The sequence below is a fragment of the Bacillus cereus group sp. BfR-BA-01356 genome (assembly GCF_022663635.1).
Lineage (GTDB): Bacteria > Bacillota > Bacilli > Bacillales > Bacillaceae_G > Bacillus_A > Bacillus_A cereus.
In genome coordinates, this window is the sequence record NZ_JAKUFX010000001.1 from 216,232 (window position 1) to 228,138 (window position 11,907).

Here is an 11,907-nt window from a genome sequence, read left to right on the forward strand (position 1 = left end):
TATATGCTTGTACTTATTTAATTAGAACTTATTCTCTTTTACCATTACGGCTTTTCTGCTTCTTGCTGTGGTTCGAGTGGCGGTACGAGTGTGACACCTAATTCTGTACCAGGTTGTAATAATGTTCCTTCCGCCACACTTTGTTCTGTTACGTATCCTGTACCAGAAGGTTTCAAGTTAAGCTGTAATGTCTTCGCTAAATTCATAACATCACGCAGTGCCCATCCTTGTATATTTGGCATTGTAGGCTTATCTCCTACCAAGAAGACTCGGTCGCCTTTTAATGTTTGTTCAGTCGCTTTTGGTACTTGTTGCTGTACTTTCCCTTCACCTAGTACGATTGGACGAAGTTTTGCTTTATCAATCGCTTTCCCCGCTTCAGCCATCGTTTTACCAGTTACATCTGGAACAGTAGTTTGTTGTTCTTTCAGATGTTTTTTCGGATCTTTCACTTCATTTGGCTTAATCTTTAAATACTCTAAACTATTTTTTGTTACATATTTAAAAATATCAGCTAAAGGTTGTGCGCCGTTCTCGTCATCTTTTAATTTCGGCTGTTTAACAGCTACATACACGACAAGTTGTGGATCGTCCATTGGTGCCATACCTAAGAATGAGAATATATAATTCTGTCTTCCTGTCATATAGCCGCCTTTTCCATCCGGAATTTGCGCTGTACCTGTTTTACCACCAACTGAATATCCATCAATTTTATAAGCTGTCCCTGTACCTTTCGGAGATGTAACAACACGTTCTAATAACTGTCTTACTTGCGCTGCTGTTTCTTTTGTAACAGGTTTTCCTACTTCTTCTGGCTTATGTTCTAATTTTACTTTGTCTGTTATCGGATCTACAATTTTATCAATTGCATAAGGTTTCATCATTTTTCCATCATTTGCAATGGCCGTTGCAGCTTGTACAAGCTGAATTGGTGTTACAGTGGAACCTTGTCCAAAAGCTGTTGTCACTTGTTGTATTTGCTGATCAAATAAAATTGTATTCGATCCTTCACCTGATAAATCAATGTTCGTTTTTTCATCTAATCCAAAACTATGAATATATTTTCGGAAACGTTCTGGACCAAGTTTTTGATCTCCTAAAATTGCAAACGCTACGTTTGAAGAACGCTCTACCCCTTCATCAAACGTGATAGAGCCCCAACCAGCACCGCCATTATGATCTTTTATTTTCCTATTTCCGACTTGATATGTCCCGGATTGATAATAATCTTGTCCTTTGTACACACCTTCATTAATAGCTGCCGCTAACGTAAAAATTTTCATTGTTGATCCAGGTTCAAATGCATTGGCAATCGCGTCATTGAAGAAATATTTAATTTGGCGATCATTAGGGTCATAACTAGGTTTAGTAGACATCGCTAATATTTTCCCAGTTTTCGGATCTGCAACAATCCCTATTAAACTTTCTGGCTCATATTGCTTACTTGCTGCTTTCATCGCGTCTTCTAAATAACTTTGGACACGTTGATCAATTGTTAAATAAGCGTTATCTCCATTTTTAGGTGCCTTTACATTAACTTTTCCCCCATCAAGGGACACACCTTTACGATCACCTGTATATGCTACTTCTCCGTTCGAAGCACTTAAGTATTTATCCAAGCTTTTCTCTATGCCAAATTGACCTACCGAGGTTCCATTCTCATTTGGTTTTGCATGACCTATAACGTAAGATGCAAAATCACCGTTTGGATACACCCTTGCATTTTCTGTAATAAAAGATATTCCCGGCAACTTCAACGCTTCTATTTGTTCCTTCTTTTCTTTCGTCAAATCCTTGCCTAACGTTCCAAATTCGACTTGACTTCTACCTTCCTTGTTTAAAGAAGCTAAAATATCCTCTTCGCCTTTTCCAAGTACTCCTGCAATTTTCTTTGCAGTATCTTCTTTATTCTCAACTGAGTTAGCACCTTTTAGTGCAGCTACCATTTTGTAAGAGTTTGCGTCTTGCGCTAACACATGACCGTTTTGATCATAAATGGTTCCTCGGTTCGCTTCAAGAACTCCTGTTTTACTATGCTTTTGTTTAGCAAGTGCATCTAAATCCTGATTATGAACTGTTCCTGTTGATTGTATGTAAAAAAATCGGGCTAATAACAGCAAAAAGAGCAGGAGGAAAAATATCATAAAATAACCTGCTCCCTTATTGGTATGAAATTTAGTCATATTCTTCTTCATCGTTCCTTCACACCTATTGCCTTATTTGAGGCCTTTCACATTATTCGCATTAATTTCTAGCCCGTGTTTTTTTGCAACTTCAGCGATCCGTTCATAGCGACTTAACTTCTCTACTTCAGCTTGTAATTCTTGATTTTCTTTTTGCTGCTGTACAATTTTTTCTTCTATCGTCGCTGCTTCTACATTAACTTGATAAAGGCCTGCTTTATTTCCAATAAACGCGACACAGGCATACAATAAAAAGCCAATAAACGCTACATACAACAGTTTTTCGATTCTTGTAATTTTCGCTTTAACCTTCGGCTTAGCCATCTGCTGTGGGGGCGTTTGAATTTGCACCTCTTCTTGCGCTTGTTGTTTGTACTTTACAGCTAAATTAGTCATACCTCTCTCTCCCTTTTATCGTTTTTCAGCGATTCTCAACTTCGCAGAACGCGCACGATTATTTTCTTCTAGCTCTATATCAGAAGGTAAAATCGGTTTTCTTGTAATAAGCTTTAATTTCGGCTTAAATTCATCAGGAATAATCGGTAATCCTGGGGGCAATTGTGGCGTTGTACTATTTCGCTTAAACGTTGTTTTACAAATACGATCTTCTAATGAATGGAATGTTATAACACTAACCCTTCCACCTGGCTTAACCATCTCAATAGCAGATTCCAATGCTTCTTCAAATACTTTTAATTCATCATTTACAGCTATACGAATTGCCTGAAACACTCGCTTAGCAGGATGCCCACCCGTTCTGCGAGCAGGAGCCGGAATACCTTCTTTAATTAGCTCTACTAATTCTCCTGTCGTTTCAATAGCTTTATTCTCACGATAAGCTTCAATTTTTCTTGCAATTTGTTTTGAAAATTTCTCTTCACCGTATTGGAAGAAAATCCTTACAAGTTGTTCATATGACCAGCTATTTACAACATCGTACGCTGTTAATGGGGCATCTTGATCCATCCGCATATCTAGCGGTGCATCATGATGATAACTAAAGCCTCGTTCTGGTGTATCTAATTGTGGGGATGAAACACCTAAATCAAATAAAATACCGTCTACTTCTGTTATACCTATTTCCTGCAGTTTTTCAGCTAAATAACGGAAGTTACTCTTTACTGTTATAAACTGTTCACCGTATGAAGAGAACTTTTCTTTCGCGTTTTGAATCGCTATCTCATCTTGATCAAACGCTATTAATTTTCCACCTTCAGTTAATTGGGATAATAAATAAGAACTATGTCCTCCTCCCCCCAGTGTACAATCTACATATGTACCATCTGGCTTTATATCTAAGCCGTCTACTGTTTCCTTTAAAAGCACTGTTACGTGTTTAAACATTGTTGCACCTACTCTTTTTCCAATTAATTATGTTGAATGTATCCCTTCCTCTAAACACATATTTCACGCTTAGAGAATGAAATAATACGAAAGAACGACTCATTTAACTTACCAACAAAGGCAACATACTATACAAATCGCTATTTTCTTTTATTATATACTAAATTTTATCATCTTTTGCGGGAATTTAAATAAAAAACTGTCGAAAAAACGAATAATACGTTTACATTTTGTGCTATTTTGTCATATATTTAAGTATCCAACACAATTGCCATATTTAACACTTTTTTGATTGATAATTCAGAAAAAAATCACTTCACAGTAAATTCAACGGAATAAAAATAAAATCCTGCTCCAAAGAGCAAGATTTTATAGTTTTATAACATGATGTTTTCCGTCCCAAGAAAAAGGTTTTTCCATTACACGATCAACGAAATCCAAACCAAACTGATTTAAATAATAACATACATTCCACACACGTTCTTGCGGTGCACCTAATGGACGAAGTGCGAATTGTATACGGCGGAATTTATTTAGCTGAACCTCATACTTTTTCTCAACATTTCTTTTCAACATTCTTTCCAGCAGTTCAATTTGTTCATTAATTTTCAATTCGTTTTTCCCTGCAAACGCACCTAACCCTGGCTCTATTTTCTTTACAAATTGCTGTAAAGATGTATGAATATCGGCAATTTCTTTTTTCGCCTTTTCAAAATGATCATCAATCGGTTCCTCTATTTGATTAGACAACCAGTTTTCACGCAATTTATCGACATCATTTAAAAACGGATCACTTTCTCTCAATTGCAAATCAAATAAATCCGTCGCTATATCTCTCTCCACATAAGTAATTGTAAGACGAGGAACGACAGGTGGCATTTGAAAACCGACAGTATGGAATACTTGTTGTAATTCACTCCAATAAGCTAATTCTCCTGGACCTCCAATAAATGCGAGCGTAGGAAATACATACTCTTGCATAAGAGGACGTGTTACAACATTATTACTAAAACGTGCCGGATTTCTCTCCATCTCTTCAATCAACTCTTCGTATGAAAAGGAATGCGCCCCATCCTTTCCAACAAACTTACCTTGTTGATCTTCAAGCAATACTCGTTCATTATCTATTTCCATGAATATATGCACTGCATGAGACTTCGTTTCAATAATCGGTTTGTATCCTAGTTCTTTCATTACTTCTTGCTGATTACGAAGCCCCTCTTGTATCTCTTTATACTTACTTATAATTCGCTTAAAAAATGGAATTTCTAACTTTCTTAATTCAGGATGATGTGAATCAACAAGGATTAAACCAGAATTAGCAAAGATTTTCGTAATAAGATGAGCAAAGAAATCTACATACGTATTCGATTTTTTCAAAGCATCATCAACAAATTTTAATACATCCTTTGTAAAATTTGTTTCTGGGTATGTTTTAAAAATCTCTTCAATCCAATTTCTACAATCTTCAACAGAAAGTTCAGACTCAGAAGCACTCGCTTTTTTCGGATTACGGTCATAAAAAATAGTTTTTTTCATCTTTTTATTTTTCGCTACAAAAGTATGGTTAATCTCATCCATATCATGGTCTTCACCCGCAATCCAGAAGACAGGGACAACTTTAACTCCTAAACTTTCTTCCTTTTCCTTTGCAAGCTGTAAAATTGAAATAACTTTATGAATTGTATAAAGCGGTCCAGTTAATAACCCTGCTTGTTGTCCAGCTATAACAACATATGTATTTTCATCTCCAAGCGCTTTTACATTTTGAAGTGTAGATTCTCCCGCTTGTAATTTTGTATTATATTCTAATAAATGCGCTACTAAATCTTGGCGGAAAAACTCCCTTTCACGCAAATCATGTAAACGTTGTTTAAAAGCATCTTCTGTTAACATATAATCAAAACATGACTGTATCTCTTTTTTACCGTTCATATAGTCCGCTACAACACCTTGTTGCGGAACAGAGATTTCTTTTATCTCCATATAATTCTTCCTTTCGTATCCAGTTCTCTCACCAATCCACATTGTAGTCAATGTTTCACGTAAAAGCAAAGAATAACACTTATACTCTTGTTTCTAACCCTTTTATTGCATCGAACAAAAATTGAAGTGTCGGAACTGGTAGTTGCTGTTTCTTAGCTTCTTCTAATACATATCCAACAATCGCATTAATTTCCGTCTGTCTATTCGCTCTTACATCCGCTAACATAGAGGATGTATTACGAGACGTTCCTTCACACACATTTCGTACCATTTGCCATACCATTTCTTTTTCTCCTCTAATAAGAAATGCGACCTCCTGAAACACTTGCTCCATCATTTGATAAAAAAAACGATTCGTGATTAATTCACCATTCTTAACTCCCAATAGTGCTGTCAATGGATTGATACATACATTTACTACTAATTTTTTGTGCATAATCTCTTCCCAATCCGTTTCTATTTGAACTGGAAAATAAGTAACAGGAAAATAACGGCATATTTTCTTGAAATGTATAGATTGACCACAAACCACTCCAAATTTTGTTACCCCTATCCCAGTATGATGAACGATATGCCCTCCCTCTTTTTTCGCACCATGTTCTACAATACCAACAGCTATATTTTCACTCCCTATTTTCAGCATCTTTTGAAGATGCGACATTCCATTTTGCAAAAAGATTAATGATGATGCCCCTTCCACAAACGGTAGTACGTCATCTATATGATATTGCTTCACAGAAATAAATATATAATCTAAATTTTGTGCTACCATACTTTCTATCGGTAAAACAGATGGATATACTGTTTCACATCTTCCATCTCTAATACAAGTTACACCTGTTTCATTCAACTCTTCAGCCTGCTTAGCCGTTCTTGTAAACAACGTAACATCTTGGTTACTTTTTTGTAAATAAAATGTATACAATAGACCAATAGCACCTGGTCCGACAATTCCAATTTTCATTTTCACACAAGGGATTCACATTAAGCGCCCTTGCCTCCCCTCCTTTTTATATCTTTTTAAAGTACATGAGCACGCCCTATAATTTCGTTGTCCTCTGCCAAACAAATACACTCTCTTTTTTCGCTATGTATAATACTGCCTATTAATACACTTATACTCTTAGTTTAGCAAATCCTCAAAAAAATAATAAAAGAAATATACTATCTTCTTCATAAAAATAAAAAAATGAGTTATACTATCATTGTAAATATTTTTACTTTTCTGCATTCAACAAGATAACAAAAGGATGTGATGTAATGGGATTCCCAAAAGTTGAGCGCTTGCTCATCAATTATAAAACGTTAGATGAATTCAAAAAATTTAAAGGGTGCGGAGCCCAAGAACTATCTATGCTGGAAGAATTGCAAGCAAACATTATTGAAAACGACAGTGAATCTCCATTTTATGGCATTTATTATGGTGGGTCACTAATCGCACGTATGAGTCTATATATGAAAAGAAACGGCGGAGAACCATTCGAAATTACAGGTCCTTACCTAGAACTTTATAAACTTGAAGTATTACCAACTTTTCAAAAACAAGGATTCGGGCAAATGCTTGTAAATCATGCGAAACAAATGCAATTTCCTATTAAAACAATAGCACGTATTCATTCAGCTGGTTTTTGGGATAAATTAAATTTCAACCCCGTATCAGTAACTGATGGTGATTTTTATATTTGGCATCCAGAAACAAATTTGAATGCGGTTACAAACGAAGAATCGGCTTAAGAAATAAAAAAACAGCTGTATAACAGCTGTTTTTTATTTCTTAAGCTTCTCTAACTTCTCATTCGAGCGAGCATTGTTTCTTTCCGCTACCATTACACTTCTTTTTTGATCGATATAATCAAGTAATGTTCTATACTCTTCTTCATATACTGATAATCGCTCCAGAAGGCGCTCTCTTTCTGTTTGTAATGATTCAACTTGTTGTTGCAACACCGTTAAAGAGTTTTCATCTTTATAATTTTGCAAGAAATCAATAACATCATTCAACGTAATTGACGTAGGTTCTAACACCTTTGTCTCTTTCACTTCATAATGTTCTACTTTACGAAGTTGCTTTGCTTCCTCAATACGTTCTTTATATTGCTTTCTTACGTAAGAATTCCACCTAAACCCACATGCTGCTGGTGTACGAGATAAATTTTTTCCCACTTCCTTAAAGGCAGAAAGTTGTGTTCCACCTTCTCGAATATGCCGGAGTACTACTTCTGCCAGAAGCAAATCTTCATCATCAGTCCAAGCATCTTGTCTTGTTGTCGCCATCTCTCTAGTCCTCCCTATGCATTTTTTATTAAGCATATGCAGTTACTAGAAAAGATAGAATACAACAACTAAAGATTAAGACAAAAAAAATAAACGCAGAAGATATCTTCTGCGTTTATTTTCCCGCAATTACTTGCTGATTACTTCTTTACCTTTGTAAGTACCGCATGCTTTACATACACGGTGAGCTAATTTCGCTTCACCACAGCTTGGGCACTCTACCATACCAGGTACTGATAATTTGAAATGCGTACGACGCTTTCTTTTTACTGTTTTAGAAGTTCTTCTAAAAGGTACAGCCATTCTTCCCACCTCCTTAAAAGAAATAGTTATTTTCATATGAAGGCCTGAACCAGTCTTCCGATTATTTGTCAAAAAACTTTGCAAGTCCTGCCAATCTTGGATCAACAGTCTTTTCTTTGTCTTCTTCCGAAATCACTTGCCAGTCTTGACCTTGCGTCGGTGCTCCACCAGAAACATCATCACTGAAAATTTGCATTGGAATCTCCAAAAGTATATTTTCCTTGATTACGGGCAGTAAGTCAAGTACTTCTCCTTCTAAAGAATGAATTTCAGCTTCAGTTTCAAATTCTTCTTGTGAAGTTTGGAACACCTCAGTTGTTTTAATGTCAAATGGTAATGTCACATCTACTAAAGAGCGAGAACATGGTAAAACCATGCTTCCAGTTATATGTAGATGAAACGTAAACTTACCGGAGCCAAAATCAACTCTTCCCGTTACATGAACAGGATTAATTTCACGAATATCTTTCTCGACCTCTTTTAGCTCACTTACATCTACCATCTCATCCAATGTCAATCCTTTATTTCTCAATTTATTCAATTGATGGATGGACCATTTCATATCATATCACCTCAAGGCAACAAACAAAATTATAGCTAGCCATTTTATATTTGTCAATGTTTTTTCTTTACACCTCTAAAGAAGCATTGTGTCCATTATGTGTTAAAACGTGTGTTTTTGTCCAGCTATATTTTCTATTTTAGACAAAATGGACATAAAGTAAATAATAAATGTGGTACAAGTTGTGGTCAATGTGGTCTGCGTGGTCAAAAGAGAGTGGTCGTTTGTGATCACTCTCTTCTTATATATATTCCCCTATACTTTTCTTGTTATTGCCTACAGAATTAAATTTCTTGGATTACATATACTTTTACAAACACATCATATTTTGCTGCCAGTTGCTCCAACTTCTTTTCTCTATATTTTGTAATGGTGAAGAAATGGATAACTGGCACTTTTCCTTTATATTTTTGCTTATATATTTTAGTAAACTCTTCATAACATTTTAATTTCTCATCATTGACTACCATCTTTTGAGTACGATCTATTTCTACTGCGTGAAGTATCCTATCTTCATCACGAAACTTCACATCTGGAATAATCTTCTTTTTCTTATCATCTTTTATATACCTTATTTCTGTTTCAATCTGCCAATCATCCGGACAAAATAGTTGTAACCATGCTTCATTACGTAAAATAGCATGCGCTACTCTACTATGATGAACTACTTTTCCTTCACCAAATAACTTGTGCCCTGATTGATTTAAATAATAAACATATTCTTTATTATGAGTTAATTTACTCGTGTAAGAAGAGAGATCCTTCATAATTCGATTTGCATTTCTTATCCCACCCATTTCATGCACACTCATTAAATGCCTTCTTGTTGCAAACTGTAGCTTCCTAATCGTCGCAAGTATCGCCATTTGACGGTTGATTTGCATATGCGTTTGCATCCTCATGTTTCTCCACCTCATATTGTTTTAAATAATTCCACATCATTTCATTACTAATATAAGGAACTTGTATTTCGGTAAGCCTATCCGTTTTAAAAATTGCACGTCCAGGAATGCTTTTTATTGATTCTAATCCTGGTTCATCTATAACAACGCTTGAAGCTGTTTGAGTCGGTAATCTAAAACCTAATTTTGCATCACTATTTTGTTTCACTTGACGTGGTAATGTATCTCCTGTCGGATACTGTGTACAGAAAATTAATCTAAATCCTAAAGCACCACCTATACGCGCTATATGAGAAAGCATTTGTTGACAAGCTCCCAATAATCTTTGTTGCTCCTTTTTCATACTTTTATCAGGGCACAATTCAGCGCCTTCGTCTACTATAATGAAAGAGCGCTCTTTAATACTTGTTTCTACAACGTTTGTATAATGTCTATCTTTCATGTATTGCATTTTCTCTTCCATCTTCTCAAGAATATCCTTTAATACCATAAAGGCTTCTATGGGCTTCTCAGCAATGAAAACTATTTGTTTTAAATTCTTATATGGCCCGAACTCCAAACCGCCTTTTAAATCAATAATGTATAAATTTATATGCTCTGGTTGCGCTAAAGTAAGTGAAGTAACTACATTCTTTAGAAACACCGTCTTACCCATTCGGGTGAGACCACCTAGTGTCATATGTGGAGTTTTATCAAAATCATGGTAGATAAGTTTTTCTAAACTTTGGCCCATTGGTACACGCCATTTCCCTTGTGTCACTAAATCCGTAGACCATGACCATTTTTTCGGTATATCTCTATGAAAAACACGAATATTTAATTTGTAATTGTCGTAATCAATTCGAACGGGTTTGTTCAATCCTTCAGAAACAACATCCTCAACCTTTTGTATTAATTTAGATGGCATCCCTACCGGTAATCGATATACATAAGTTGTGCTTCGATCATCATTTTTTTGCTCAAGAAAAACCGGATACTGTAATCTCTCACCAATCCGGATAGCAATTCCACTTACCTCAAAAAATACTTGTATCTTTTTACGGTCATCATCTTTACTTTTAAGTTTATCACCAAGTATAGCGAATAATAATCCAGCGATCGGTACCGATAATAGCTCCAACATAAAATCACTCCCTATATCCCTCTTATAGAGGGTATATATCCCTGTTTCAAGGAATACGTGCATACAAGCTAAGCTCCTTATGACATAAAGAATAATAAGATTCCACATCGCATTCCTTCATAGAAACATAACTAGAACATAACGTAGAAGGTATAGAAACGAGCCTGTAAGCGTTGTGTACAAAGTAATACGTGGAAGCCAATGTGGAACACTCTTCCCCATTTTTTCTGCCACCTTCATTGCAACTACTGACAAACCTGTCGCCGTCCAAATAACTACCGCTTCTCCTGCGAGTGTCATACCTATTCCTCCTCTTCTTTTTCACGGAATATAATACCTTTTCTTGAAAGGACTACATCATAACAGTCCATTAGGATTTCCCAATTTAAAATGTCTTCTTCCTCACCGTATAGATCTTCTTCGATAACCTGGGATAAACTGAAATATCTTTTATATTCCTTGTTATTAAACACTTCATGATTTTTCATATGATTCATAATCGATTCTGTTTCTGATCTTGATTTTGATTCGTTATACATTTGACGTAATTCTTTTGAAGGATGTAGATATGGAGTTGTATTCAAGTGGTTATACTGCCAACGCATGTAATCTTCTCCCCTCTTGATGTCCTTAGTTCCACTTGGTATTCCTCGTGGTCTTGATATAGGTATATGAACTAGAAAATAAAAACTTGTTTGTCCATCTTAAAAAAAGTAAATAGGAATTTTCACTTTGTTATCGAATATACGATGATGAGGTGAATAGATATGAAATGTAGGCTCAAAGAAATTTTAGATGATCGGATGATAAAACAAGGAGCGTTAGCAAAAAGAGTGCAAATTACACCACAGCAACTAAGTCAAATCGTACATGGTAAAAGTGAGCCTTCTTTACGAAATGCTATTAAAATCGCAAAAACATTAAATTTACATGTAGAAGATATTTGGATTGAAGAAGAATCAAATATTAAATAAATTTCAAGGTGGAGATTACATGAAAGCCATAAGATCTATTTTTAACGCATATCGTATATTCGGTAAAATATTGAAACCTATATTGCGCGCATTAAATAAGAAGTAAATTTTAAAAATCGTAGAAATAAAAAAAGAGCCGTCAACTGTGTACTGACCCCTGTCAAGTAGACAGTAATTAAAACGCATAGTTAAGAAGCCTGAGTTCGATATTCGTATGGACTCAGGTTCTTTAATTTTTTCTGAAAACGATGGTGGT

Annotated in this window: 14 protein-coding genes; 2 read left to right on the forward strand and 12 right to left on the reverse strand. The window is 35.4% G+C overall.

What is annotated here, in order from left to right; all coding sequences use genetic code 11:
* Positions 1-44: 44 nt before the first annotated feature.
* The 5 genes from MR168_RS01010 to panE all read right to left on the reverse strand — a co-directional run bounded on the left by MR168_RS01010 (position 45) and on the right by panE (position 6,477).
* On the reverse strand, positions 45-2,195 hold the full coding sequence (locus MR168_RS01010) for a penicillin-binding protein (RefSeq protein ID WP_000739963.1): 2,151 nt from the start codon (positions 2,193-2,195) through the stop codon (positions 45-47).
* 21 nt (positions 2,196-2,216) lie between these two features.
* Positions 2,217-2,579: a cell division protein FtsL gene (ftsL, locus tag MR168_RS01015; protein ID WP_000182804.1), complete on the reverse strand. Its 363-nt coding sequence runs from the start codon at positions 2,577-2,579 to the stop codon at positions 2,217-2,219.
* Positions 2,580-2,594: 15 nt separating this feature from the next.
* Positions 2,595-3,527, reverse strand: coding sequence for a 16S rRNA (cytosine(1402)-N(4))-methyltransferase RsmH (rsmH, locus tag MR168_RS01020; protein WP_000472508.1), 933 nt, complete (start codon positions 3,525-3,527; stop codon positions 2,595-2,597).
* Between the two features lie 369 nt (positions 3,528-3,896).
* Positions 3,897-5,513 carry a bacillithiol biosynthesis cysteine-adding enzyme BshC gene (gene bshC, locus MR168_RS01025; protein WP_016123283.1) on the reverse strand — a complete coding sequence of 539 codons (1,617 nt, stop codon included), beginning with the start codon at positions 5,511-5,513 and terminating at the stop codon, positions 3,897-3,899.
* Between the two features lie 79 nt (positions 5,514-5,592).
* Positions 5,593-6,477: a 2-dehydropantoate 2-reductase gene (gene panE / locus MR168_RS01030; RefSeq protein WP_033687782.1), complete on the reverse strand. Its 885-nt coding sequence runs from the start codon at positions 6,475-6,477 to the stop codon at positions 5,593-5,595.
* Between the two features lie 296 nt (positions 6,478-6,773).
* Between panE and MR168_RS01035 the strand changes: the two genes are divergently transcribed.
* The gene (locus tag MR168_RS01035; RefSeq protein WP_000506694.1) at positions 6,774-7,247 is read left to right on the forward strand and encodes an N-acetyltransferase; all 474 of its coding nucleotides are present in this window, start codon (positions 6,774-6,776) and stop codon (positions 7,245-7,247) included.
* Positions 7,248-7,280: 33 nt separating this feature from the next.
* Here MR168_RS01035 and MR168_RS01040 read toward each other — a convergent pair whose 3' ends face one another.
* The 7 genes from MR168_RS01040 to MR168_RS01070 all read right to left on the reverse strand — a co-directional run bounded on the left by MR168_RS01040 (position 7,281) and on the right by MR168_RS01070 (position 11,282).
* Entirely contained in the window at positions 7,281-7,787 is a 507-nt protein-coding gene (locus tag MR168_RS01040; protein WP_000246467.1) for an RsfA family transcriptional regulator, read from the reverse strand.
* Positions 7,788-7,916: 129 nt separating this feature from the next.
* A complete protein-coding gene (gene rpmF / locus MR168_RS01045; RefSeq protein ID WP_001984764.1) occupies positions 7,917-8,090 on the reverse strand; it encodes a 50S ribosomal protein L32 in 174 nt (57 codons plus the stop codon).
* Between the two features lie 61 nt (positions 8,091-8,151).
* Positions 8,152-8,652 carry a YceD family protein gene (locus MR168_RS01050; RefSeq protein WP_000872149.1) on the reverse strand — a complete coding sequence of 167 codons (501 nt, stop codon included), beginning with the start codon at positions 8,650-8,652 and terminating at the stop codon, positions 8,152-8,154.
* 284 nt (positions 8,653-8,936) lie between these two features.
* On the reverse strand, positions 8,937-9,554 hold the full coding sequence (locus MR168_RS01055) for a replication-relaxation family protein (RefSeq protein WP_031303055.1): 618 nt from the start codon (positions 9,552-9,554) through the stop codon (positions 8,937-8,939).
* A complete protein-coding gene (locus MR168_RS01060; RefSeq protein WP_086411772.1) occupies positions 9,496-10,677 on the reverse strand; it encodes an FtsK/SpoIIIE domain-containing protein in 1,182 nt (393 codons plus the stop codon). Before MR168_RS01060 ends, MR168_RS01055 begins: the two co-directional genes overlap by 59 nt.
* 117 nt (positions 10,678-10,794) lie before the next feature.
* Positions 10,795-10,977, reverse strand: coding sequence for a hypothetical protein (locus MR168_RS01065; RefSeq protein ID WP_016099698.1), 183 nt, complete (start codon positions 10,975-10,977; stop codon positions 10,795-10,797).
* Positions 10,978-10,979: 2 nt separating this feature from the next.
* Positions 10,980-11,282, reverse strand: a complete 303-nt coding sequence (locus tag MR168_RS01070) for a hypothetical protein (protein WP_078186699.1) — start codon at positions 11,280-11,282, stop codon at positions 10,980-10,982.
* Positions 11,283-11,444: 162 nt separating this feature from the next.
* Between MR168_RS01070 and MR168_RS01075 the strand changes: the two genes are divergently transcribed.
* Entirely contained in the window at positions 11,445-11,651 is a 207-nt protein-coding gene (locus MR168_RS01075) for a helix-turn-helix transcriptional regulator (protein WP_021728012.1), read from the forward strand.
* Positions 11,652-11,907: the final 256 nt, after the last annotated feature.

Coding starts and splice junctions, on each gene's coding strand:
- bshC (WP_016123283.1), bottom strand. CDS start 5,513: ATGGAGATAAAAGAAATCTCTGTTCCGCAACAAGGTGTTGTAGCGGAC.
- MR168_RS01040 (WP_000246467.1), bottom strand. CDS start 7,787: ATGGCGACAACAAGACAAGATGCTTGGACTGATGATGAAGATTTGCTT.
- MR168_RS01050 (WP_000872149.1), bottom strand. CDS start 8,652: ATGAAATGGTCCATCCATCAATTGAATAAATTGAGAAATAAAGGATTG.
- MR168_RS01055 (WP_031303055.1), bottom strand. CDS start 9,554: ATGAGGATGCAAACGCATATGCAAATCAACCGTCAAATGGCGATACTT.
- MR168_RS01060 (WP_086411772.1), bottom strand. CDS start 10,677: ATGTTGGAGCTATTATCGGTACCGATCGCTGGATTATTATTCGCTATA.
- MR168_RS01075 (WP_021728012.1), top strand. CDS start 11,445: ATGAAATGTAGGCTCAAAGAAATTTTAGATGATCGGATGATAAAACAA.
- rsmH (WP_000472508.1), bottom strand. CDS start 3,527: ATGTTTAAACACGTAACAGTGCTTTTAAAGGAAACAGTAGACGGCTTA.
- MR168_RS01065 (WP_016099698.1), bottom strand. CDS start 10,977: ATGACACTCGCAGGAGAAGCGGTAGTTATTTGGACGGCGACAGGTTTG.
- MR168_RS01070 (WP_078186699.1), bottom strand. CDS start 11,282: ATGCGTTGGCAGTATAACCACTTGAATACAACTCCATATCTACATCCT.
- ftsL (WP_000182804.1), bottom strand. CDS start 2,579: ATGACTAATTTAGCTGTAAAGTACAAACAACAAGCGCAAGAAGAGGTG.
- rpmF (WP_001984764.1), bottom strand. CDS start 8,090: ATGGCTGTACCTTTTAGAAGAACTTCTAAAACAGTAAAAAGAAAGCGT.
- MR168_RS01010 (WP_000739963.1), bottom strand. CDS start 2,195: ATGAAGAAGAATATGACTAAATTTCATACCAATAAGGGAGCAGGTTAT.
- panE (WP_033687782.1), bottom strand. CDS start 6,477: ATGAAAATTGGAATTGTCGGACCAGGTGCTATTGGTCTATTGTATACA.
- MR168_RS01035 (WP_000506694.1), top strand. CDS start 6,774: ATGGGATTCCCAAAAGTTGAGCGCTTGCTCATCAATTATAAAACGTTA.